This window comes from Massilia aurea (assembly GCF_014200505.1).
Classification (GTDB): domain Bacteria; phylum Pseudomonadota; class Gammaproteobacteria; order Burkholderiales; family Burkholderiaceae_D; genus Telluria; species Telluria aurea_B.
Window position 1 is genome coordinate 737,323 of sequence record NZ_JACHBX010000002.1, and the last position, 22,938, is coordinate 760,260.

A 22,938-nucleotide genomic window follows, 5' to 3' on the forward strand; every position below is an offset into this window, starting at 1 on the left:
AACATAAAATGCTAAAAGTACTGTTACTACGTCTGAAGAATTTTTTTAACGATTTATGGAGTACGCGTTATGTTGAAGTAGCAAAAGGGGAGTTTCTCCCCACTAACTTGCCAAGGCGTAATTTCGTTGTTGTGCGTGACGGTAAAGAAGATTGGAGCGTTGGCTTTATATGCCCTTGTGGATGTCATCGAAAAATCGAACTATTATTGATAACGGCCGCAGACCCACACTGGAGAATGACGGTAGATTCAAAAGAGCGACCTACTTTATATCCATCAATTTGGCTTAAAAATGGTTGTAGATCACACTTTTGGGTCAAACGAGGAAAAATAGTCTGGGTATAGTCTATTTTGCTATTTATTGCAGTCGTTAGATGATTTGGAAATAGGAACAAGTTTAATTTATGTCAAAATTTAATTTTGAGCAAATTGGAAAAAGTGTAGAAGCGCTTTTAAAAGCCATGACGTTTTTTTCTAAGATTGGAATATTGACCGGAGGCATTTGCGTGCTAGGATACTTTTTGAGAATTGGTCATTTTCCACAGGGATTAACGATAGGCGACGGTTTGCTTTTTATGCTAACGGCTGTTTGCTTTGGAATAATCTATGTGCTGTTTGTAGTAAGCTTGGTCTCTCTAGGCGTAGTCATGTCACCAGTAAGTAAGGGGCTGACAAAATTATATATTTGGTTGTATAAATTTCGAAAAACACGTCCCCCATCACAAGTGTACGATTTCGCTAAATTTAGTTTAGAGTACTTTATATTCGCTATCTTTGCTGTACTTTTTATTTTGGTATTAGGTCGAGATAATTCTAGTGCCTATTGGAATTTGCCGATTCTGTCTATCGCTATGTATTTCTTTTATTCTAGTTTCATTTCCGCTGGGGCTAAAATAAGAAATTTGGAGTTCGCTGAAAATTCTCTTTTTAAAATCGAGGAGTATGGAGATTTGGCTCAAGCTAAAATAAAGAAGTTGCGCAAAGCGCAGATGCTTAGCTTAGGACTGATTCTGATTATGCCTATTCTTCTTGGTGGCGTTACTGGTCAACTTCTCGACGGTGCTATGCGGCAAGCCAATATTCGAATAGAAAGCGCTACAATTTTCGTTAAGGAGCCGTATGCTTCACTTGTCCCTTCAGTAAAAAGATCCAAAACACAACCGTTAGCAATGCAATATGTGAAATTTGATGGAATACTAATTTTATCGAAAGGAATAGGAAATATGACCGTGTTGTATCTTGCTGACGGAAAATCCAAAAAACGGTTAGAAGTGCCAAATGATCAGTTAATAGTGAATTAAAAACGACCTGAAAGTGAAATTAACATTTCGGAAGTCTGCAGGGAACCATCTACCAATAAGGTCCAGTGGCATATGTCCATCCGCCTACCCGGCAATTGCTGGCCAGACTAGGGCCTGTCGTGGCGGGGCTACAGAAGGCATCAGCGATCAGCCGAGCGCAATGTAATGTTCGGATGATCAGCAAACACCTGCATCACCAGGTCAAAGTACGTCGGCCCGCCCTGCCCAAGGCGCGCCAGTGCCGCTTGAATCGGGCCAGGTTTAAACACCTGCGGCTGCTCGAGCTTTGCGAGATAGTAGGCGCGGGTCGCCTCGACGCCCAGGGCAATACGGCTACTGTCCATTTGCTGCCAGACGACGATCGCTGGCGACTTGCCGCGCAAGACGCCATAGCCACCGTATAGCATGTCGTCCAGCCCATCCAGGCTGGCGCCAAGCTGCCAATCCTCGCCCACCATGAAGACGCGGTTGATCTCGTCATAGAATGAAGCGATGTCCCGGATGTTGGCGCCGTCGATCATCAGGGTCTGCGGTGGCGATGCTGCAGGCAAGCTTGTGGTCGTCGTCATCGATATCGTATCCCGTAGCAAACATCCTATATGTGCCCGCATCCACCGGATTCAATGCGGGCCAACCCGGTCAGAACCGGTAAGTACCAGTCAACCTGACGTTGCGCCCCTCGCCCGGCATGATCCAGCGCGATACATGCAAGTGGCTCGACACGAAATAATGCTGGTTGAACGCATTGCGTAGTGCCAGTTGCACCTCGATCGACTGGCCTTGCCCGAGCTTTCTGGCCCAGGTGTGTGTGGCGTCGAAGCGGCCGTAGCCCGGCAGTGTCGTGCCGTTTGCCTCATCGGCAAAGCGCGCACCTTGCAAATAAAGGCCCGCACCGGTTTTCCAGGCGTCGTTCCAGCGATACTGGCCCCACAAGGTCATGGCATGGCGGGCCACGTTGGGCACACGCTTGCCGCCATATACGGCATTCTGGCGATAGGCAGCGTCCGTGTACGCATAGGTTGCCGCAACGTCCAGGTTCGCGGTGACCGATCCGGTCAGCGATGCCTCGATGCCCTGTGACCTTGCCGAGCCGTCGACAGTGAAGTCGAAATTATTTGCCGGCGTGCTCTGATCGGCCGAAATCATATTGGTCTGCTGCAGACGGTACAGGGCGATATCCCCCATCAACAGCCCTTCCAGCCACAGCGATTTCCAACCCATTTCCATTTGCCTGGAAACGCGCGAAGGCAGCGACCGGTTCGATGACGACGACACCTGGTTTGGCGACATGCCGGACGCGATATTGGCGTACAGGGTGTGCTGTGCCGATACGCGGTACAGCACACCCAGTTTCGGCGACCAGCGGGACTCGTCCACTGGCAGCGTGCCCGCGGCGCCAAACATGAACTGCTGGTCCGTGTAGCGCAGGCCCGCCACGAGCGACCAGGCAGCAAGATCGATCTGGTCTTGCGCAGAGGCAGCAAGCGAGGTCAGATCTTCGTTCGTGCGCGAACGCGGTAACACCACGCCTGCTGGCGGCGCAGTTACGCGGCCGAATACGGGTAGGTAGACATTGATCGGCGGGCTGGTCGCTGCCGGGACAGTCAAGGCAGGCTGGTCGAGCGTCTCCTTGTACCTGTCCAGCCCGAAGAACAGCTTGTGGGTGATGCCGGCCAGTTCTTGCTTGCTGGTCAGCGACATGGCGATGCTGTCGATCCGTCGTTTGGTAGCAGGCTCCAAGGCTGACACCCTGGCGTACGTGCCGGCTGGCTGCCCCGCCAACGGCGCGCCGTTCAACAGATTCTTGATCGACGTCGCGTGTGCTGCCAGATGGGTCACATCGACGGCAACCTTGGTAGCGTCGGTGATCGCGAAGTCGCCGTGCAGATCGATGATGCGATTCTTCGTTGTCGAATCGCCGAATGGTTCACCGAACTGGCGGTCGCGGGGAATGGCCACCGGGCGCCCATCGACTGCGGGGATGCCGTAGTCGGGGCGATAGGTCTGGTTGATGGCCTCGACACCGGCGCGCAAGCGATAACGGCGCCCGTCTCCCTGTGCGATGCCCAGCTTGACCGCCTCCAGTCGATCGGGGACATGGCGCCACTGGCTCGCATCTGAGCGCGTCACGATGATGCGCGCTGCCAGGGCATCTTCCGCCGACAGGATGCGGTTCAGGTCGGCGGTGTACTCGCGCGCGGCATGCTCTCCCGCCGCTACCAGCACGGCGCCGGCATTGGCCATCGTTGGCTGGCGTGTCACGAGATTGACCGTGCCGCCGGGTTCGCTGCGCACGCCCACCGCCGACCCCGGGCCGCGCAGCACATCCACGCTGTCGATGAAGGCCGGCACATACGGGTAGTTCGACAGGCGCACGCCGTCGCGCAAGATACGGTTCGAGCCCGTACTGCTATCGGCAACCGCACCACGCAAGATGAAAAACTGTGTATGCGCCCCGTTGAAACCTGAATCGGCCTGCGCCCCGGGAATATTGCGTAGCGCGTCTTGCAGCGTGGTGCCTGCCTGGTCGCGTACGCGCTCGCCATCGATGCTGTCGACGGAAAACGGCACGTCCATCGATGAACCGTTCGTCCCGATGGCCAGCGTGCCGGCGCGCTGGCCATCGGGCAATGCGTGGCCCGACACAATCACGATTGGCGTGCGCGTCGTTATCTCGTCGGCCTGCGCAACGGCAGGCGTACCAGCGACAATCGTCAGTCCCAGCAGGACGACGCTGGCTGTGGCGTGCATGGTGGATGTGTAGCGTGTTTTTTTCATGGGGATCTCTCTCTCGTATTGACCTGAGCCGACCATGCGATGGACGCATGGTCGGCAAATTTAAGTAGGCGAAGCAAAGCACGCGCTTGCGCAAGGCTTCACGTCGAACTGCTGCAGAAGATCAGGAGCGCAGAGGAGGCGCGCGTGCTTGCGCGCGCTTCCAGATCGCCAGCGGATAGGGCGATTGGAAGAACAGGAAGGAATGGGTTTGTTGGGTGTCGATCAGGGGGATGGAATATCCCGCACCCGGTGGCAAGGCGAACGAGCCTGCGTGCGTCGCACACAGCGGGCAATGGTCGACATGTCCAGCATCGGATGGAGCGTGATCGGAAACGTCGCCTGTCGTTGAAGCGACCTTGACGAATCGGGTGCTACCCATGCTGCAAATTTCAGTCCAGGTATCACCCGACGCGACAGCCATTGCATGGGACATCGACGGCGCCAATGCAGCAAACAGCATCGCAATGCATGCGATCCAGGCGGCAAAGTGACGCGTCATTCTTTCCATTTGCATACTGAAATTATAGCAGTGGGGATGGACAGAAAGTATCTATTCATTCCTTGTCCCGAAGCCGCTGAAACCTGCATCGCGCACCTCAACAAACCCACCGCACAAACGTCGCGCCACCGCCTCAGTAGTAGTACGCAGAACGCTACCGCTTGAATACTGAGACGGCCTTTTAAGGGGGCCAGCCCCAAGCAAGGCTACTTTGTTTGGGCTATACTTACCGAACTCCTATACAAGAGTTACCCCCAGTTTCGATGGACGCCCGGGATATTGACTGGCCCGCCTGACACTCCTGTCAACGCGTTATATCCTTGTTTGCCAACCCGCGATGCCGCCACGATCGAGACCCGATCGCAGCAATGCATCGCCGTTGCTATTGCGTCGGTTGTCGAGGCTTGTTGCGGTGGATTGCCGCGACAGATCCCGACAACCCGTTCTCTAATGGCGCTTCCTGTTGCTTCCGGAATGCGCCACTACCGAGCCGTCGAATTTTTAAATCAGATGTTGCATGCCAGGCCATCGCACACATTTTTTCAGGTGATACTCGTATGCGCAACTCGCTATTAGTCGTCCTTTCTTGCTTCGTCGTTGCTTCGTGCTCGAAAGCGCCCGCTCCATCCAATGACAAGCCGGTTGACGTTGTCCTGATCGGTGCCGGCGTCATGAGCGCCACGCTCGGGACGATGCTCAAGGAACTCGATCCGGAACTGACGATCCAGATGTACGAACGCATGGACTCGGTTTCGGCCGAAAGTTCGGATGCCATGAACAACGCCGGCACCGGTCACTCCGGTTTCGCCGAGCTGAACTACACGCCGGAAATGCCGGACGGTACCATCGACACCAAGAAGGCGGTCGACATCAACGAGCAGTTCGAAGTGTCGAAGCAGTTCTGGGCCTACCAGGTGCAGAAGCAGTACCTTGGCGCGCCGCAGAGCTTCATCAACAATGTGCCGCACATGGCCTTTGTCTGGGGTGACGACAACATCAATTTCCTGCGCAAGCGTTACGCCGCACTGCAGAAGGAAAACCTGTTCAAGGGCATGCTGTATAGCGAAGACCAGGAACAGATCCGCAAGTGGGCGCCGCTGGTCATGAATGGCCGCGACGCAGCGCAGAAAGTGGCTGCCACCCGCATGGAAATCGGTACCGACGTCAACTTCGGCGCCCTGACCCGCAGCATGGTCAAGCACCTGACCGGCACCCACGGGATGACGCTGAACCTGCGTACCCAGGTCGAAGACATCAAGCGCGGCGAAAACGGTCTGTGGAACGTCACCGTCAAGAACCTGGCGGACAACAAGGTCTCGACCGTGAGCACCAAATTCGTGTTCATCGGCGCTGGCGGCGGCGCACTGCCACTGCTGGAAAAGACGGGCATTCCTGAAGCCAAGGGTTTCGGTGGCGTACCGGTCGGTGGCCAGTGGCTCGTCACGACCAACCAGGCGCTGGTCGAGGCGCACAACGCCAAGGTGTATGGCAAGGCATCGGTCGGTTCGCCGCCAATGTCGGTTCCTCACCTGGACACCCGGGTCATCGACGGCAAGAAAGCCCTGCTGTTTGGCCCGTTCGCGACGTTCTCGACCAAGTTCTTGAAAAATGGTTCGTGGATCGACATGCCAGCATCGGTCAACACCGGCAACGTGCGTCCGATGGTGCAAGCCGGTATCGACAACATCCCGCTGACCAAGTACCTGGTCGAGCAAGTGATGCAGTCGCAGGAAGACCGCGTGGCAACCCTGCGTGAGTACCTGCCGGAAGCGAAGAAAGAAGACTGGAAACTGGTCAACGCAGGTCAGCGCGTGCAGATCGTCAAGGACGATCCGGCCAAGGGCGGCCTGCTGCAGTTCGGTACCGAAGTCGTGGCATCGAACGACGGTTCGGTCACTGCTCTGCTGGGCGCGTCGCCAGGCGCCTCGACCGCTGCGCCGATCATGCTGAAAGTGATTGCAGCGTCGTCGTTCAAGGACAAGCTGGCCACGCCGGAGTGGCAAGCCAAGATGAAGGAAATGATCCCTTCGTACGGCCGCAAGCTCAACGGTGATGCAGCGTATGCCAACCAGATCCGTCAGCAGAGCAGCGCTGTCCTGGGCCTGAAAGCCTTCACGCTCGACGTGACGGCCGCATCGCAAGAGTAAGCAACACCGTCGTAATAACCACAAAGGCCCCGGTGCTTCACAGCGCCGGGGCCTTTGTCATTGTGCGCTGCAGATGGTGTTATTTGCGTGAACGCAGCGCTTCGAGCTCGGCCCGCAACGCGCTGCGCTCGGTGCGCGAGGTGTCGAGTTTGGTCTGCAGATCCTTCAGCTCGCCCATCAGGTTGTCGCGCTCGGTCGTGGCGCCGATCAGGTCCATCTGGGCCTGCAGGCGCGCATCCGACTCGGCTGCCGTGGCCGTCACATTGCGTTCGAGCTGCTGGCGCAGATCGACCAGTTGCGCATCCTTGCCGTCGATGGCCAGCTGGTCCTTGGCCTTGCCGACCAGGGCGTCGGTGGCGATCTGGCGTGCATTGCGCAGCTCGGCCGTCAGGCGCTGGATTTCTTCGTCGCGTTCTGCTGCCATCGACTGGGCATGGTCGCGCGCGGCCTGGGCTTCGTCCAGGTCGGCCTGCAGCGAAAGTTTCTCGCTGTCGGCTGTTGCCAGCGCGTCGCGCAGACCGGCGCCGGCGTCGTGTGCATACTGTTGGGCCCAGGCACTCAGCTCAGCGAGCAGGGCTGGGGGCATTTCGGCCTTTGGTGGGGTGGCCATGGCAGTGGTCATTGCGCGTCAAATCGTAAGAGGAGGAGGCGTTTATCATACGCGAGAGTTTCCACCGAGAATTAAATTAGCCGCCAAAAAGCAGCGATGTGTTGCGCCGTTGCTGGTGCAAGAACACCGTCCATACAGGGCACGGCTGAGTATTCAGACTTATCCACAGGTTTATCCCCACCAGGTCGGCAGCGCCCCATCACGCCATCACGGCCAGCAATTCCAGCTTGAGTTCCCTCAAGCCTTCCGGCGCATAGATCGAGATCGACTGCGCCTTGAGCATGCGTTCGAACATCGGCCCTTTCGATTCGAGGCTGAAGTAACAGGTTTCGGGCCGCACGGGGATGGCGGCCGGCGGCTGCGGCGAATACTGCAGGCGCACGCCGGGCAGCGCCGAGAGCACGAACTTCTCGACGTCGTCCGGCGCGCCCACCTTGAAGCGCAGCGGCACGATCTCGATCAGTTCGAGCGCTGCGATGTCGGCCGATACCGCGATATAGAACGTGGTGTCGTCGTCGATCTTGCCGGAGTCGAGCATCCCGATGTGGTATGACGGGCGCACCTCGTTGAGCATGATGCCGAAGTACTTGGCCGAGATGACCGTGTCGAGCAGTTCGCGGATGATCATGTGCAGCTTCGCAAACGCCGGGCCAGGGTCGCCATGCTGGTAGGCCGGCAGGTCGGCCAGGGTCCAGCTCTTCGAGAACGTCATCAGGCCGCCCGCCACGTCCAGCAGTGACTGGAACAGGCGCTCGGGATGCAGCGCCGGATGATGGAAGTGGTGCGTCAGCGCCGCGTAGGCTGAACTGGCCGTGTGCAGCAGCCAGAACGACGACATGTCGCCCGAGCGAAATTCGATCACGTTGCGGGTCGGTTCACGGTGGTGGCCGTACAGCGCGCCGACCTTGGCCTGCAGCGCGTCGAGCAGGCGCCGCAAACCCTGGAACAGCACCGGTGACGCGCCCACTGACAGGGCCGGCGGCACCAGGGCAGGATCGGGCTCGAAGCCACCGGTGGGCGTGCGCCGCACGCGCAGCAGCGGAAAATGGATGTAGGCGTCGCGCGGCTCGAACTCGGCCACCAGCCGCAGCGCGCGCCGCAGATAGGCCAGCTGCACCGGCGCAGCCTGCGTGAACAGGTCGGGCGCTTCCAGGTTCGCCTGCATGAAGCGCGCCGCGTTGTCGGCCGACGTTGCGGCCTGCCCCGGCTGCACGAAGTTGGCATTGAAGGGTTTGAGGCCCGGCAGCGCCGCGTAATACGTCACTGCCTGCACCGTTTGCGCCAGCGTGCTGAGGTCGATCGTGGCGGGCAGCTCGTCGCTGCCGGGCGCCTCGTACAGCTCGCCATCCTGGAAGCGCAGCGCCAGCCCGGTCACGCGCAGCATGCTGCTGGCCAGCGCCTCGCGGTCGATCTCGCACAGCTCGACGCCCCAGGCATACGGATGGGCCGCCTTGACGCTCTTGAACAGGCAATGCTCGTGGTACGCATCCTGGCGCTGGAAGTGCTGGGGGCGCAGCAGCAGACCTTCGCCCCAGAGAACTTTGCTCGTCATGGTGCTGTCTTCCCAGTTGTTATGGCCGGAAAGAAACAATAACGACGACATAGAGTTGCCCACGTGAAGTTCATCAACGTTTGGCGACGAACCGCATGGCAACATGCGTTTGGTTTTCACCACGCAACATTCCGCACGCCCTCTCCCAGCGCCATCGCGAAGGAACACTCCATGAAGGGATACACGCCGGATCTGTTCGACCGTCTGCTCGGCCAGCCGGTACGCCAGGGCGTTGTCGTCGTGCGCCTGAATGTCGACGAGTTGAAGGATGCGGTGGCGCGCGACCTCGAAGCGCTCCTGAACACGCGCTCGATCATCCAGGAAGGCGAACTTGCCGGCTACACCGAATGCAAGACGTCGATGGTCGACTACGGCCTGTGCGATTTCGCCGACCGCTCGCTCTCGAGCCCTTCGGACCGAGCCCATATCTGCGCCTGCATCGAAGCGGCCATCACGCGCCATGAGCCGCGCCTGACCGGTGTGAAGGCGCAGCTGGCGCTGCGCGACGAGGCGGCCGGCCCGTCGATCAATCGCCTGAGCTTTTCAATCACGGCGGTGCTGGTGGGGAGCGTGTCGCAGGAGCCGGTCAACTTCGACGCCGTGCTGCAGCCGTCCACGCTCCAGTACAGCATCCGCAAGGCCGGCCGCGCAGCAGCAGCAATGGCAACAGCGGCGTCGCCGGTGAAGGAGACCTGAGATGGACCAGCTCCTGCCGTATTACGAAAGCGAACTGGCCTACCTGCGCCACAACCTGCGTGAATTCGCCGAACGCTATCCGCGCGTCGCCGGGCGCCTGTTGATCAGCGGTGAAGTCTGCGAAGACCCGCACACCGAACGCATGATCCAGTCGTTCGCCTTTCTCAACGCGCGCATTGCCCGGCGCCTCGACGACGATTATCCCGAGTTCACTGAAGCGCTGTTCGGCGTGCTCTACCCGCACTATCTGCGCCCTTTTCCATCGTGCTCGATCGCGCAGCTCGGCCCCGCCATCACCGCCAGCACCGACGCCGCCGCCACCGGCGCTGCTGCCGCCCAGCAGACGAGCGTGACGACGATCGGGCGCGGCGCCGCATTCAACACGCGGCCCGTGCGCGGTGTGGAATGCACGTTTCGCACCGTGTATCCGGTGACGGTCGCGCCGCTGGCCATCACGCGCGCGGCGTTCTCCCCGATCATCGGCGCGCCCGACACGGTGCGCTTGCCGGCCGGCGCCACGGCCAGCATCAGCGTGCGCGTGGCCATCACCTGCGACGGGCGCGGACTCGATGCGCTGGCGCTGCCGGCGCTGCGCCTGTTCCTCGATGGCGAGCCGTCGCTGTGCGCCGCGCTGCGCGACGCACTGCTGGTGCGCACAGTGGCCGCCTACGTGCAGGCCGATGGCGGGCACTGGATCGCGCTGCCAGCGCTGCCGGTACGCAGCGCCGGCTTTGGCGACGACGAGGCGCTGATCGATTTCCCGGCGCGCTCGCATGCGGCGTATCGCCTGCTGACCGAGTACTTCTGCTTTCCCGAGAAATTCAACTTCGTCGATCTCGACCTGGCCATGCTGACGGCCGCCCTGCCCCGCGGCACACGCGCGCTGACGGTGCACCTGGCATTGGCCGGCATTCGCAGCGACTCGAACCTGGCGCGCATGCTCGGCACCCTCTCGACCAATAACCTGCTTACCGGCTGCACGCCGGTGATCAATCTGTTCCCCCAGCGCGGCGAACCGATCCAGCTGACCCACGCCAAGGCCAATTACCCGGTGCTGGCCGACGGGCGCCGCGCCTATGGCTACGAGGTCAATGCGATCAACGACGTCAATATGGTGCGCCAGACGGCGCAGGGCGAAACGATCATCAAGTTCCAGCCGTTTTACTCGCTCAAGCATGCGCAGACGCCGCAGCACAATGGCCACTACTGGGCCATGGCGCGCGATGAAGCGCTGGCCGAACGCAGCCCCGGCTTCGAAACGCAGATCACGATCGTCGACATCGACTTCGATCCCGCTAAGGTCGAAAAGACCACGCTCAATCTCGAACTGACCTGCACCAACCGCGACCTGCCGTCGCTGCTGCCGTATGGCCAGGCAGGGGGCGACCTGTTCACGGAAGGGGGCTCGGGCACGCGCGCCATCACGTTCCTGCGCAAGCCGACGCGCACCTGGCGCTTCGCACGCGGCCGCAGCGCGCAGTGGCGCCTGATCTCGCTGCTGTCGCTGAACCACCTGTCGCTGGCCGATGGCGGTGTCGACGCGTTTCGCGAAATGCTGGCGCTGCACGACGTGCCCCGTTCGGCCGCGTCGACGCGCCAGATCGGCGGCATCCTCGCGATTGCCTACACGCCCGCCAGCGCCTGGTTGTCCGGTAATCCCTTCAATTGCCTGGTGCGCGGGATCGAGGTGCGGCTCAGTATCGACGAAGAAGCGTTCGTCGGCAGCGGCATCCATCTCTTCGCCCACGTCATCGAACGCTTCCTGGCGCTGTACGTGCACGCCAACAGCTTTACCCAGCTGGTGATCGTGTCCCATCAATCGTCCGAGGAACTGCTGCGATGCGCACCCCGAAGCGGCGATCTGAGTCTGCTGTAATCGAGCAGCTGTTCCGCGAGCCGTGGCGCTTCGATTTCTTCCAGGCGGTGCAGGTGCTCGAGTTGTGGCTGCGGCGTCGCGGCAAGCCGGCGCACGGGCTGGTGGCCGACATGCTGCGCTTCCAGAACTCGGTGTCGCTGGGTTTTCCGGCCAGCCAGCTCGAAAGCATCCATGCCGATGTGCGCGACCTGTCGATCGGCATGCCGTTCGCGCTGCCGATCGACGCCGCAGCGCTGGCCGACGCCGTGCAGGAAGGCACGCTGCGCCATGTGCACCTGACGCCGGCCTTCATGGGTCTACTGGGCTGCAACGGCGTGCTGCCAGCGCATTACACCGAACGCATCGCCGCGCACCAGGCGCACCACAAGAACGAGGAAGAAGACGACGGCCCGCGCGCATTCCTGGATGCGTTCTCGAACCGCTCGCTGGCGCTGTTCTACGAAGCCTGGCGCAAGTACCGTCTGCCTTTGAGGTACCAGCTCGATGGCCAGGATACGTTCCTGCCCCTGTTGATGAGCCTTGCCGGGCTGGGTGACGCGGCGTTGCGGCGGCGCCTGAGCGACTTGGGCGACGGCGCCGTGCTGGATGAATCGATCGGCTATTTTGCGGCGTCGGTCCGGCACCGGCCGGTGTCGGCCGTGCAGCTCGCGCGCGTGCTGTCGGAATATTTCGGTCAGCCGATCGTGGCCGAACAATTCATCGGCGCCTGGTACGACATCCCGGCCGCGCAGCAATCGATGCTGGGCCACGACAGCGCCGTTCTCGGTACGCGCGCGCTGGCCGGCGCGCGCGTCTGGCAGCGCACGCTGCGCCTGCGCCTGATCGTCGGGCCGCTCGCGCATGCGGGCTTCCAGGCTTTTCTGCCGGGCGGGCTTGCCGCGCGCGCGCTCAAGAGCGTGCTGGCGCTGTTTACCGGCGTCGCCCTCGAATACGAAGTCGAGCTGGTGCTGCGCGCGGCCGATGTCCACAACACCACGCTGGACGCCGTCAGTCCGGGCCGGCTGGGCTGGGACGCCTTTCTGGTGCTCGATGCGCCGCCGTGCGACCGGCACGATGTGCGCTACGACCTGCATGCCACACCGCCCCCGGTCGTCAAGACACCGTCCGCCACGTCGCAGCCGTTCGTTAGGTGACAAACGCACCCCGTGCATCCCGATGGCGTATCCTGACGGCTGTGGGGCATCACGCCTCGATGGACTGGAGTGGTGATGAGCGAACAGATCATCTCGGCGATCAAGCTGGGCGGCCAGCAGCTGGCGGCCGTCGTGACGCTGGCGGGACCGGAACGCTACGAGTATTTCATCCGGCGCGCGGCCGAGGCGCGCGAAGTATGGGGCCTGTACCAGGACGGCTGGGCGCTGGCCAAAACGGACGACGGCACCCTCGTGTTTCCGATGTGGCCGGCCAACGAATACGCCACGCTGTGCGCCGAATTCGAATGGGACGGCTACGACGCGCAGGCGTTCTCGCTGGAAGAACTGATCGAAGAACTGCTGCCGCAGCTTGAAGAAGACAGCGTACTGCCGGGCGTGTTCTATACGCCGGGCGACAAGGGCATCACGCCCACCGTGGCGCAGCTGATTGGCGACCTCGAGGACGAACTGCGCCGCAACTGACTGGCCCGGCGCGGCGCCGGCATTACAGGCCCGCCAGCAGCGCCTCGACCACGTCGAGCTGCACCGGTTTGGTCAGGTGGTGGTCAAACCCCGCCTCGTTCGAGCGTTGGCGATCGCTCTCGGCGCCCCAGCCGGTCAGCGCTACCAGCACGATGTCTTCCAGGCCCGGCGTGGCGCGGATCGCACGCGCCGTCTCGTAGCCGCTCATGCCCGGCATGCCGATGTCCAGAAACGCCACGCGCGGACCAAACGTCTGCGCGACGGCCAGCGCCTCGTAGCCGTCGTGCGCCACCTTTGCCGTGTAGCCCGACATCTCCAGGATCATCGACAGCGTCACGGCGGCATCGACGTTGTCGTCTACCACCAGCACCTTCAGGCCACCCGCCGCGTTATCAAGCGCTGGCGCAGGTTCGCCTGGCGCGGGCGCGGCCTGTACTGCCTCGGCGGCCAATGGCAGGCGCACCGTGAAGATGCTGCCGGCATTGGCGCCGGCGCTGGTGGCGGCAACCGAGCCGCCATGCATCTCCACCAGGCGCCGCACCAGCGACAGGCCGATGCCCAGCCCGCCCTGCGAGCGGTCGACCGTGCGGCCGATCTGGCTGAACATCTCGAACACGCCGGCCAGTGCATCCGCCGCGATGCCCACGCCACTGTCGCGCACCGTGATCACGGCATCAAGACCATCGCGCTGCGCCGACAGGGCGATCTGCCCGCCCGGTGGCGTGTACTTGGCCGCGTTATTGAGCAGATTCGCCACGACCTGCGCGATGCGGGTGGCGTCGGCATCGACCGGCAGGACCGCATCGGGCACGTCGAGCGTGAATGCATGCTGGCCTGCCTCGATCAGCGGCATGCTCGTTTCGACTGCGCTGGCCAGGATGGCGGCCAGGTCGGTGCGCTGGCGCTTGAGTTCCAGCTTGCCGCCGCTGATGCGGGCGATGTCGAGCAGGTCGTCGATCAGGCGCACCATGTGGCCGACCTGGCGCTCCATCATGTCGCGCACCTTTGCCATGGCTGCCGGATTGTCGCCGCTCATGCGCATGACCGACAGGCCGTTCCTGATCGGCGCCAGCGGGTTGCGCAGCTCGTGCGCCAGCGTGGCCAGAAATTCGGTCTTGCGGCGGTCGGCCTCGGCCAGGTCGTCGGCCAGGCGCCGCAGCGTCGATTCGGACTGCTTGCGCGCCGAGATGTCGTTGAACAGCAGTCCCACCTTGCGGCTGTCCGCACCGCCGATGCGGGTTGCGTAGACATCGAACCAGCGGTTCATGGCCGGCGCCTCGTTCTCGAAGCGCACCGGTTCACCCGTGAGCGCCACGCGGCCATAGGTGTCGAACCAGAAGTCGTCGAGCCCCGGCAGCATCTCGCGCGCGGTGCGGCCCACGGCGTCTTTCAGGCCGGTGTGCGCCTGGAAGGTCGGGTTCATCTCGAGGAAGCGGTAGTCGATGGGCCGGTTCGCGTCGTCAAACAGCATCTCGAAAATGCAGAAGCCTTCATCGACCGAGTCGAACAGGGTGCGGTAGCGCTCTTCGCTGGCGCGCAGCTGCTCGACCACCCGTCTGCTTTCGATGTTCGCGGCCTGCAGCTGGTGCAGCAGCTGTTCGCGCTCCTCGCTGGCATTGCGCTGCTGCGTGATGTCACGCGAAATCACGAGCAGATGGGCGCGCAGGCCGTCGCCGCTGGCAGTGCGGGTGACCATCACGTCCCACCATTTGGGCGTGCCTTTGGCGGTGGGACAGGCGGCAACGAGATGACCGGTGCCGCCGGCACGCGCCGTCTCGAGCGCCGCGCGCACGGCGTCGTGGGACGCGGCCGGCCAGAACGCCATCCAGGGCTGGCCATGCAGCAGCTCGGCATCGTCGATTTCCATCGCGCTGCGGCCATTGCAGTTCATTGCGAGGATCGTGCCATCCGTGTCGAGCAGTTTCACGCAGTCGGGGATGGCTTCGAACAATGCCCAGCCGAAGGAGACGGCGTCCTGTGCCGGCATGGTGTCGCGGGGTTCCTGCATGTGTGACCTTCCGGCTATGTCTCCAGACTTGGAGAACGTTAAAACAATTTCAACAGGAAATTTTACCCAGATCGGCGTGACCTTGCAGTAATGATGCATACGTCGTGCATCCGGAATGGGCGTATTCCCCCCTCATGTCATCAAACTGTGACCAAACTGTCACGCCGGCGTCATCTTGCCTTACTACTATTCACGGGCTTTCCCTTATCCCTACAACAAATACAGGATCCATCCCGTGAACAAGCCGACCGATCTCGCCCGCCATGGCATCGACCATGACGATATCGACCTGAATACTTCGTCGAACGAGCAATTCAGCACTGTCATGAACGCCCGCCTGAGCCGCCGCAACATGCTGCGCGGCGGCGCCGCCACGGCCGCCACCGCGCTGCTGAGCACCTTCGGCCTGACCGCGTGCGGCGGTTCGGATGATGATCCTGTCGCGACGGCCCCGGCACCAGTCGGCAACACGCCGCCGCCGCCGCCAGTCGAAAAGCTGCTCGGCTTCACCGCCGTCGGCAAGAGCCTGGCTGACACCGTCGTCGTCCCGGCCGGTTATACCGCCAGCGTGATCTACGCACTGGGCGATCCGCTCACCAGCAGCACCGCTGCCTACAAGAACGACGGCACCGACACCGATTTCGAGAACCGCGCGGGCGACCACCACGACGGCATGGAATTCTTCTCGCTGTCCGCCGATGGCGCCGTCTCGACCACCGGCGTGACGCGCGGCCTGCTGGCCATGAACCACGAAGCGACCACCAACGAAGGCCTGGCCTCGTTCTTCGTGCACGCCAATGGCGGCACCAATACGCTGCCGCGCCCGGCGCTGGAAGTCGACAAGGAGATGGCGCTGCACGGCCTGTCCATCGTCGAAGTGCGCACCACCAACGGCAAGTGGGAATACCTGCAGAATTCGAACTTCAACCGCCGCGTGCACCAGCAGACCGAGGTCCAGATTTCGGGCCCGGTGCGCGGCAATGCGCTGGTCAAGACCAAGTACTCGCCGGACGGCACCAAGTTCCGCGGCACGCTCAACAACTGCGGCACCGGCCGCACGCCATGGAACACCTATCTGTCGGGCGAAGAAAACTGGGCCGGCTACTTCACCCGCTCGGCCACCGACAACGCGGCGCGCGGCGACAAGAGCGTCGCATCGCTCAATCGCTACGGCGTGGCGCAGGGCGCGGCTTCGCGTCACGGCTGGGAAACGGGCGGCACGGACGACAAGTACGCACGCTGGAACATCAGCAAGAAGGGCACGTCGGTCGACGGCAGCGATGACTACCGCAATGAACTCAACGGCGAAGGCTACATCGTCGAGATGGATGCCTACGACAAGACCCGTCCACTGAAAAAACGCACCGCGCTGGGCCGCTTTGCCCACGAAAGCGCCGCCTTCGGCCGCCTGCTGGCCGGCGCGCCGCTGGCCATCTATATGGGTGACGATTCGCGCGGCGAGTACATCTATAAATTCGTCTCGACTGCCCCGTGGAACCCAGCCGATGAGATCGCCGCCGACCGTATCGCCACCGGCGACAAATACCTCGACAGCGGCAAGCTGTATGTGGCCAAGTTCAACGCCGACGGCAAGGGCAGCTGGATCGAACTGAATATCGCCAATGCCGCGATTGCCGGCTACGCCACTTACAAGTTCGCCGACCAGGCCGACGTGTTCGTCAACGCCCGCCTGGCGGCCGATGCCGTCGGCGCGACCAAGATGGACCGCCCTGAATGGTGCTCGGTCAACCCGGCCAACGGCGAGATCTATTACACGCTGACCAACAACAGCAACCGCCGCGCCGAGCCAAGCGGCTCGAGCCAGATGGGCGTGGACGCGGCCAACCCGCGCGCCTACACCGACATGAAGGGCACCACCGCCCAGCCGGGCAACCCGAACGGTCACATCATCCGCATGAAGGAAGATGCCGCTGGTTCGACCGCCACCACCTTCAGCTGGGACGTGTACCTGTTCGGCGCCGAAGCGGCGGCCGCGGCGAGCACGATCAACCTGTCGGGCCTCTCCGCTGACCAGGACTTCTCGAGCCCGGACGGCATGTCCTTCACCGCCTCGACCGGTATCTGCTGGTTCCAGACCGACGATGGCGCCTACACCGATGTCACCAACTGCATGATGCTCGCCGGCAGGCCAGGCACGGTCGGTGATGGCAAGAAGGTCACCGTGCCGAACGTGAAGGCCGATGGTTCGATCCTGAACGTCGACACCTACGTCGGCAAGGCCGCCACGCCGGACACGCTCAAGCGCTTCCTGGTGGGCCCGAAAGGCTGCGAGCTGACCGGCATCGCCGAAACGCCGGACGGCAAGGCGCTGTTCGTCAACATCCAGCACCCGGGCGAAACCACGGCTGCTGCCAATCTGGGCGATCCGACCAAGTACACGAGCCAGTGGCCAGCCAACGCCGGCTACGGCGCAGGCAAGCGTCCGCGTTCGGCAACGCTGGTCATCACCAAGAACGACGGTGGTCGTATCGGTTCGTGATCGCCTGATCTGATCGTTGCCTGACCTGAGGGGCCGGCTGCTTGTGCAGCCGGCCTTTTTTGTTGTGGCGCTTGCCTGCATGGTTCAAGGCTGATCGAGCGGTAGCAACGCGGCGCGCGCGGCCTTGAGCAGCGCCGCACCCATGCGATCGAGGCGCGGGGGCTGGATGCGCCAGGCGTGCCAGTACAGCGGCACGTCGTGCGCGATGGCGGGCGACAGGTCGACCAGTGCGCCGCTCTGCAGCAGCGCCGCGCACTGCTCGTGCGGCAGCATGCCGTAGCCCAGACCGAGGCGCACCGCCTCCGCGAACGCATCGCTGGATGGCACGTAGTGAAACGGGTACGCGCCGTCCGGCAGCCCGAATTGCGTGAGCAGGAACGACGACTGCATCGCATCCTTGCGATCGAAGACCATCAGCGGCGCGACCTGCGCGGTGGCGCGCGTGATCCCGGCCGGGAACCAGCGCTGCGCGAACGCGGGCGAGGCCACCAGCCGGTAGCGCATCACGCCGAGCAGGCTCGCGCTGCAGCCGCGCATCGGCTCTGCCTCGCCCGAGATGCAGGCCACCGCATGGCCGCCTTCGAGCAGCGAGAACGTGTGGCCCTGGTTATCGAGGATGAATTCGACCAGCAGCTGTTCGTCGATCAGGATGGGCGCCAGCACGGGCAGCAGCCAGGTCGCCAGCGTATCGTTGTTGACCGCGAGCGTTACGCGCGCCGGGCCCGGGTCGCCCGTCATCTCGGCCAGGAACTCCGATTCGAGCAGCGTGGAGCGGCGCAGGTATTGCAGCAGACGCGCGCCGGGCGCGGTCGGGCGGCAGGGCCGGCTGCGCACCAGCAGCGGCGTGCCCATGTCCTGCTCCAGCGCCGAGATGCGCTGCGAGACGGCCGACGGTGTGATCCTGAGCTGGGCGGCAGCGGCTTCCAGGCTGCCGGCGTCGATGGCGGCGAGGAAGGCGGCGCTGCGGCGAGGGTCGAGCTTCATGATTAGCGCTTCTTACGTAGCCTGAATAATCATGAATATAATTGAAGTGGAGTCCGTGGGCTGGAATAGTGGCGGCTTTCGCACGAAAGGCTGCCATGTTCTCGCAACAGATCTATCTTCAGGGGCTGGGCCTGGGCGCTGGTCTCATCATGGGCATCGGCGCCCAGAACGCGCACGTGCTGCGCACCGCGGTCCGGGGCCGGCACGTGCTGCCGACGGTCGCCACGTGCATCATCGTCGATGCGATCCTGATTGCGGCCGGCACCAGTGGCCTGGGCGCGCTGATTGAAGCGTCGCCGATCCTGATGCCGCTGGCGCGCTACGGCGGCGCGGCATTCCTGATCTGGTACGGGCTGCGCTGCTGGTCGAGCAGCTGGCGTGGCGGCGCGACCTTGTCCGGCGACGGGGCTGCGCAGGCGCAGACGCTGGGCGCGGCGCTGGCAACCGTGCTGGCGCTGTCGCTGCTCAATCCGCACGTGTATCTGGATACTGTCGTGCTGCTCGGGGCGGTGGGCAGCAGCCTGGCGGCGAGCGAGCGCAGTTCGTTTGCGCTGGGGGCAATCACGGCGTCGGCGTTGTGGTTTTCGGCGATTGGGCTGGGGGCGCGGCGCTTCGCGTCGACACTGGCGCGCCCTGGGGTGTGGCGCGTGATCGAGGCGCTCACGGGCGCCGTGATGCTGGTGCTGGCGATGCTGCTCGTGCTCGACCGGTGAGGCTGCAAAAAAAGTGGATGGGCACGGTGCATGGCGGTGTAAAGTTGCATTTTGTCCATCCAATTTTCGAGGAGCTGGCTTGAACCGCAAGAACCGTTTGGCACTGAAACTGATGGCCCTGTGCATGGCCACCGTGGGCTGGTCCGGCGTACACGCCGCCGACGTCATCATCAGCGCCGAGCGGCTGCTGGACGTGAAAACCGGGCGCATGATCGACAAGCCGGAGATTCTGGTGCGCGAAGGCAAAGTCGTCAGCATCGGGCGCGTGGGTGGCGCTGCGGCTGCTGGCGGCGCAGTCGCCGCTGGCGAAGCCCCCACGCGCATCGACCTGCCCGGCATGACGCTGCTGCCCGGCCTGATCGACATGCACGTCCACATCGACGCCGACCCCACCTACGGCGGCTACAGCAACCTCGAATACAACGACCGCTTCTGGTCGGCGCTGGCCGTGGTCCATGCGGGCAAGACGCTCGACGCGGGCTTCACCACCGTGCGCAATCTCGGCTCGGCTGACTGGAACGACGTCGGCCTGGGCCAGGCGATCGACGCCGGCAAGGTGCGCGGCCCGCGCATCATCCCCGCCGCCTGGTCGTTCGGCCCGACCGGCAGCCACTGCGACAGCACCTACTTCCCGCCATCGATGGACCAGAAAGGTCCCTACAACGCCGACGGTCCGGACGAAGTGCGCAAGTCGGTGCGCTCGCTGCGCAAGTACGGTGCCCAGGTCATCAAGGTGTGCGCCACGGGCGGCGTCTTCTCGCGCAACACCGAGCCGGGCCAGCAGCAAATGAACCTCGCCGAACTGCGCGCGGCCGTCGAAGAAGCGCACCAGTGGGGCCTGCAGGTCGCCGCGCACGCGCACGGCGCCGCCGGCATCAAGGACGCCATCCGCGCCGGCGTGAACACGATCGAGCACGCCAGCCTGATCGACGACGAAGGCATCGCCCTGGCCAAGAAGCATGGCGCATGGCTGTCGATGGACATCTACAACGGCAGCTACACGGCGCTTGAGGGCAAGAAGAACGGCGTGCTGGAAGACAATCTGCGCAAGGACCGCGAAGTGACAGAACTGCAGCGCCAGAACTTCAAGCGCGCCCATGCGGCCGGCGTGAAAATGGTCTTCGGCACTGACGCCGGCGTCCACCCGCACGGCGGCAACGGCAAGCAGTTCGCCATCATGGTCCAGTACGGCATGACGCCACTGCAAGCCATCCAGAGCGCCACCATCAACGCCGCCGAAGCACTGGCACGCAAAGACGTCGGCATCATCGAACCCGGCCGCTACGCCGACCTCGTCGCCGTCGAAGGCGACCCAACCGTCAACGTCCGCCTGCTGGAAGCCCCCGCCGTCGTCATCCAGAACGGCCTCATCGTCAAACGCCTCACCCCCTAACAATGAGGGTCAGTGTAGAATTAATGAGCAATAGCCCAATATCAAGCCAGTAAATGTTGCAGCGTCAACAGTATTGAATCACTTGAATATGTGCCAGCTTTAATTAGGGTCAGAGTCGAATTAATTTTCAATTTATTTTCAAAAATTGATAAACAATTCGACTCTGACCCTAATTGTTTTCTTTGAATTTTATGTGTTCAGGGATGATTTAATTTCCTGATTTAAATTAGTATCTTACAGGCATAGTTTTATGCCGTATCACCCCTTTAAATAATTGGGGTCAGAGTAGAATTAATGAGCAATTGATCCAATTTCCGTTCGATCTGGCGTTAACCCTGAGCTCGGCTGTATGTCTTGCAAATCAATTAGGGTCAGAGTCGAATTAATAAGAAATTGATTAGCTGAAGTTGTCAAACAATTCGACGCTGACCCTCATTGTTTGGTTTTAGGAGAAAAAATGAAAGCAATTGTTTATACGCAGAATGGGCTGCCGATCGATGATCCAAAGGCGCTTGTCGAGATGGAAATGGCGATGCCGGAGCCGGGCCCGCATGATGTGGTGGTCGAGGTGCGCGCGGTGTCGGTCAATCCGGTCGATACCAAGATCCGGCTTGGCGTGGCAGTGACTGAGCCGCGTGTGCTCGGGTGGGATGCCAGTGGTGTCGTGCAGTCGGTTGGCGACAGTGTCACGCTGTTCGCGCCCGGCGATGAAGTGTTTTATGCCGGATCGCTTATTCGCCCCGGCTCCAACAGCCAGTTCCAGGCGGTCGATGAGCGCATCGTTGGCAAGAAGCCCCGTACGCTCGGTTTTGCCGAAGCGGCTGCCCTGCCCCTGACGTCGATCACGGCCTGGGAGCTGCTGTTCGACCGCCTGCGCGTGCCTGAAGGCGGAGGGGCCGGCAAGTCGCTGCTGGTCATCGGTGCGGCCGGCGGTGTTGGCTCGATCCTGATCCAGCTCGCGCGCCAGCTCACGGGCCTCACTGTCATCGGCAGCGCATCGCGCGATGCCACGCGCGAGTGGGTCACCAAACTGGGTGCGCACCATACCGTCGACCACACGCGCCCGATGCAGCCGCAGCTGGCCGAGCTGGGCTTCGACCAGGTCGACATCGTCATCAGCCTGACGCACACCGATCATCACTACGCCGACATCATCGAGGCCCTCGCGCCGCAGGGCCAGCTGGCGCTGATCGACGATCCTGCTACGCTCGACGCGGTGCCGCTCAAGCGCAAATCGATCTCGCTGCACTGGGAGCTGATGTTCACGCGCTCGCTGTTCGGCACACCCGACATGGTGCGTCAGCACGAGCTGCTGAACCGCGTGGCCGACATGGTCGATGATGGCCGCCTGACGACGACCCTGGGCGAGCACTTCGGTCCGATCACCGCCGAGAACCTGCGCCGCGCGCATGCGCTGATCGAAAGCGGCAAGGCCATCGGAAAAATCGTCCTCGAAAACTTCTGACGCCGGAATCGCTTACCATCGTGGGATTGAAAAATCCCACGATCACCCAGCGAAAGCGAAAGGAACACCATGGACATTCTGTCGGCCGCCAAGAAGCGCCATACCGCCAAAGCCTACGATAGCGCGCGTCGCATCCCCGAAGAAGTGATGCAGCAAGTGTATGACCTGCTGCGTAACAGCGCGTCGTCGGTCAATTCGCAGCCATGGCACTTCATCGTCGCCAACACGCCCGAAGGCCGCGCGCGCATTGCCAAGGCGACCCAGGGCGGCTACGTCTACAACGCCGCCAAGGTCAACGATGCATCGCACGTGATCGTGCTGTGCGCCCGCGTCGACATGGACGAAGCGCACATGGACGCGCTGCTGGAACAGGAAGAACGCGACGGGCGCTTCCGCGACGCGCAGGCGCGCGCCGGCCAGGACGCGACCCGCCGCGGCTATGTCAACCAGCACCGCTACGGCACCAAGGATGTGGCCCAGTGGCTCGAGAAGCAGGTCTACCTGGCGCTGGGCACCGCGCTGGTGGGCGCGGCCACGCTGGAGATCGATGCGACGCCGATGGAAGGCTTCGACCAGAAGATCCTCGACGCCGAATTCGGCCTGAACGAGAAAGGCTTGACCAGCCTGGTGCTGGTGAGCTTCGGTTACTCGTCGCCAGCCGACTTCAATGCGGGCTTGCCGAAGTCGCGCCTGACGCAAGAGGCGACGTTCACCTTCATCGATTGATGCGAGCGTAAGACTGGCCCACTTCGGTGGGCCTTTTTTGTCTTGTATCGTACTCGCGGAAACTGCAGCCTGCAC

At 62.2% G+C, this 22,938-nt stretch carries 19 protein-coding genes; 12 read left to right on the forward strand and 7 right to left on the reverse strand.

Going from position 1 to position 22,938, the window contains the following annotated elements:
• Window positions 1–8: 8 nt before the first annotated feature.
• Together HD842_RS23855 and HD842_RS12650 are read left to right on the forward strand one after the other, a co-directional pair.
• Window positions 9–344, forward strand: a complete 336-nt coding sequence (locus tag HD842_RS23855) for a DUF6527 family protein (protein ID WP_221290478.1) — start codon at window positions 9–11, stop codon at window positions 342–344.
• A gap of 59 nt (window positions 345–403) precedes the next feature.
• Entirely contained in the window at window positions 404–1,300 is an 897-nt protein-coding gene (locus HD842_RS12650) for a hypothetical protein (protein ID WP_183554909.1), read from the forward strand.
• A 140-nt stretch (window positions 1,301–1,440) separates the two neighbouring features.
• Here HD842_RS12650 and HD842_RS12655 read toward each other — a convergent pair whose 3' ends face one another.
• The 3 genes from HD842_RS12655 to HD842_RS12665 all read right to left on the reverse strand — a co-directional run bounded on the left by HD842_RS12655 (window position 1,441) and on the right by HD842_RS12665 (window position 4,592).
• Window positions 1,441–1,869: a barstar family protein gene (locus HD842_RS12655; RefSeq protein ID WP_183554911.1), complete on the reverse strand. Its 429-nt coding sequence runs from the start codon at window positions 1,867–1,869 to the stop codon at window positions 1,441–1,443.
• Between the two features lie 70 nt (window positions 1,870–1,939).
• Window positions 1,940–4,078, reverse strand: a complete 2,139-nt coding sequence (locus tag HD842_RS12660; RefSeq protein ID WP_183554913.1) for a TonB-dependent receptor — start codon at window positions 4,076–4,078, stop codon at window positions 1,940–1,942.
• A gap of 121 nt (window positions 4,079–4,199) precedes the next feature.
• Complete coding sequence (locus HD842_RS12665; protein ID WP_229424739.1) at window positions 4,200–4,592, reverse strand: DUF2946 domain-containing protein; 393 nt, start codon at window positions 4,590–4,592, stop codon at window positions 4,200–4,202.
• Window positions 4,593–5,134: 542 nt separating this feature from the next.
• Here HD842_RS12665 and mqo point away from each other — a divergent pair.
• On the forward strand, window positions 5,135–6,724 hold the full coding sequence (gene mqo / locus HD842_RS12670) for a malate dehydrogenase (quinone) (RefSeq protein WP_183554915.1): 1,590 nt from the start codon (window positions 5,135–5,137) through the stop codon (window positions 6,722–6,724).
• Between the two features lie 79 nt (window positions 6,725–6,803).
• On the opposite strand, the gene HD842_RS12675 is transcribed toward mqo, so the two are convergent.
• Window positions 6,804–7,334, reverse strand: coding sequence for a hypothetical protein (locus HD842_RS12675; RefSeq protein WP_183554917.1), 531 nt, complete (start codon window positions 7,332–7,334; stop codon window positions 6,804–6,806).
• A 199-nt stretch (window positions 7,335–7,533) separates the two neighbouring features.
• The gene (gene tssK / locus HD842_RS12680) at window positions 7,534–8,886 is read right to left on the reverse strand and encodes a type VI secretion system baseplate subunit TssK (RefSeq protein ID WP_183554919.1); all 1,353 of its coding nucleotides are present in this window, start codon (window positions 8,884–8,886) and stop codon (window positions 7,534–7,536) included.
• A 171-nt stretch (window positions 8,887–9,057) separates the two neighbouring features.
• On the opposite strand from tssK, the gene tssE reads away from it, so the two are divergent.
• From tssE to HD842_RS12700, 4 genes are all read left to right on the forward strand, one after another.
• Window positions 9,058–9,582 (forward strand): type VI secretion system baseplate subunit TssE, encoded by a 525-nt coding sequence (gene tssE / locus HD842_RS12685; protein WP_183554922.1) that lies wholly within the window; start codon window positions 9,058–9,060, stop codon window positions 9,580–9,582.
• A gap of 1 nt (window position 9,583) precedes the next feature.
• Window positions 9,584–11,458: a type VI secretion system baseplate subunit TssF gene (gene tssF / locus HD842_RS12690; protein ID WP_183554924.1), complete on the forward strand. Its 1,875-nt coding sequence runs from the start codon at window positions 9,584–9,586 to the stop codon at window positions 11,456–11,458.
• A complete protein-coding gene (tssG, locus tag HD842_RS12695; protein ID WP_183554926.1) occupies window positions 11,422–12,591 on the forward strand; it encodes a type VI secretion system baseplate subunit TssG in 1,170 nt (389 codons plus the stop codon). Before tssF ends, tssG begins: the two co-directional genes overlap by 37 nt.
• A gap of 75 nt (window positions 12,592–12,666) precedes the next feature.
• A complete protein-coding gene (locus HD842_RS12700) occupies window positions 12,667–13,074 on the forward strand; it encodes a DUF2750 domain-containing protein (protein ID WP_183554928.1) in 408 nt (135 codons plus the stop codon).
• A 22-nt stretch (window positions 13,075–13,096) separates the two neighbouring features.
• Here HD842_RS12700 and HD842_RS12705 read toward each other — a convergent pair whose 3' ends face one another.
• Complete coding sequence (locus tag HD842_RS12705; RefSeq protein ID WP_183554930.1) at window positions 13,097–15,082, reverse strand: PAS domain-containing hybrid sensor histidine kinase/response regulator; 1,986 nt, start codon at window positions 15,080–15,082, stop codon at window positions 13,097–13,099.
• Between the two features lie 235 nt (window positions 15,083–15,317).
• On the opposite strand from HD842_RS12705, the gene HD842_RS12710 reads away from it, so the two are divergent.
• The gene (locus HD842_RS12710) at window positions 15,318–17,582 is read left to right on the forward strand and encodes a PhoX family protein (protein WP_183554931.1); all 2,265 of its coding nucleotides are present in this window, start codon (window positions 15,318–15,320) and stop codon (window positions 17,580–17,582) included.
• Window positions 17,583–17,666: 84 nt separating this feature from the next.
• Here HD842_RS12710 and HD842_RS12715 read toward each other — a convergent pair whose 3' ends face one another.
• A complete protein-coding gene (locus HD842_RS12715) occupies window positions 17,667–18,566 on the reverse strand; it encodes a LysR family transcriptional regulator ArgP (RefSeq protein WP_183554933.1) in 900 nt (299 codons plus the stop codon).
• 95 nt (window positions 18,567–18,661) lie between these two features.
• Here HD842_RS12715 and HD842_RS12720 point away from each other — a divergent pair, with 95 nt between their 5' ends.
• The 4 genes from HD842_RS12720 to nfsB all read left to right on the forward strand — a co-directional run bounded on the left by HD842_RS12720 (window position 18,662) and on the right by nfsB (window position 22,863).
• Entirely contained in the window at window positions 18,662–19,279 is a 618-nt protein-coding gene (locus HD842_RS12720; RefSeq protein ID WP_183554935.1) for a LysE/ArgO family amino acid transporter, read from the forward strand.
• Window positions 19,280–19,358: 79 nt separating this feature from the next.
• Window positions 19,359–20,672 carry a Xaa-Pro dipeptidase gene (locus HD842_RS12725; RefSeq protein WP_308638403.1) on the forward strand — a complete coding sequence of 438 codons (1,314 nt, stop codon included), beginning with the start codon at window positions 19,359–19,361 and terminating at the stop codon, window positions 20,670–20,672.
• A 457-nt stretch (window positions 20,673–21,129) separates the two neighbouring features.
• Window positions 21,130–22,137, forward strand: a complete 1,008-nt coding sequence (locus HD842_RS12730; RefSeq protein WP_183554937.1) for a zinc-binding alcohol dehydrogenase family protein — start codon at window positions 21,130–21,132, stop codon at window positions 22,135–22,137.
• A gap of 69 nt (window positions 22,138–22,206) precedes the next feature.
• Window positions 22,207–22,863 (forward strand): oxygen-insensitive NAD(P)H nitroreductase, encoded by a 657-nt coding sequence (gene nfsB, locus HD842_RS12735; RefSeq protein ID WP_183554939.1) that lies wholly within the window; start codon window positions 22,207–22,209, stop codon window positions 22,861–22,863.
• Window positions 22,864–22,938 lie beyond the last annotated feature (75 nt).

Bases quoted from the DNA above. Each gene is read 5' to 3' on its own strand.
- HD842_RS23855 (WP_221290478.1), top strand. From the start codon at position 9: ATGCTAAAAGTACTGTTACTACGTCTGAAGAATTTTTTTAACGATTTA.
- HD842_RS12650 (WP_183554909.1), top strand. From the start codon at position 404: ATGTCAAAATTTAATTTTGAGCAAATTGGAAAAAGTGTAGAAGCGCTT.
- HD842_RS12655 (WP_183554911.1), bottom strand. From the start codon at position 1,869: ATGACGACGACCACAAGCTTGCCTGCAGCATCGCCACCGCAGACCCTG.
- HD842_RS12660 (WP_183554913.1), bottom strand. From the start codon at position 4,078: ATGAAAAAAACACGCTACACATCCACCATGCACGCCACAGCCAGCGTC.
- HD842_RS12665 (WP_229424739.1), bottom strand. From the start codon at position 4,592: ATGCAAATGGAAAGAATGACGCGTCACTTTGCCGCCTGGATCGCATGC.
- mqo (WP_183554915.1), top strand. From the start codon at position 5,135: ATGCGCAACTCGCTATTAGTCGTCCTTTCTTGCTTCGTCGTTGCTTCG.
- HD842_RS12675 (WP_183554917.1), bottom strand. From the start codon at position 7,334: ATGGCCACCCCACCAAAGGCCGAAATGCCCCCAGCCCTGCTCGCTGAG.
- tssK (WP_183554919.1), bottom strand. From the start codon at position 8,886: ATGACGAGCAAAGTTCTCTGGGGCGAAGGTCTGCTGCTGCGCCCCCAG.
- tssE (WP_183554922.1), top strand. From the start codon at position 9,058: ATGAAGGGATACACGCCGGATCTGTTCGACCGTCTGCTCGGCCAGCCG.
- tssF (WP_183554924.1), top strand. From the start codon at position 9,584: ATGGACCAGCTCCTGCCGTATTACGAAAGCGAACTGGCCTACCTGCGC.
- tssG (WP_183554926.1), top strand. From the start codon at position 11,422: ATGCGCACCCCGAAGCGGCGATCTGAGTCTGCTGTAATCGAGCAGCTG.
- HD842_RS12700 (WP_183554928.1), top strand. From the start codon at position 12,667: ATGAGCGAACAGATCATCTCGGCGATCAAGCTGGGCGGCCAGCAGCTG.
- HD842_RS12705 (WP_183554930.1), bottom strand. From the start codon at position 15,082: ATGCAGGAACCCCGCGACACCATGCCGGCACAGGACGCCGTCTCCTTC.
- HD842_RS12715 (WP_183554933.1), bottom strand. From the start codon at position 18,566: ATGAAGCTCGACCCTCGCCGCAGCGCCGCCTTCCTCGCCGCCATCGAC.
- HD842_RS12720 (WP_183554935.1), top strand. From the start codon at position 18,662: ATGTTCTCGCAACAGATCTATCTTCAGGGGCTGGGCCTGGGCGCTGGT.
- HD842_RS12730 (WP_183554937.1), top strand. From the start codon at position 21,130: ATGAAAGCAATTGTTTATACGCAGAATGGGCTGCCGATCGATGATCCA.
- nfsB (WP_183554939.1), top strand. From the start codon at position 22,207: ATGGACATTCTGTCGGCCGCCAAGAAGCGCCATACCGCCAAAGCCTAC.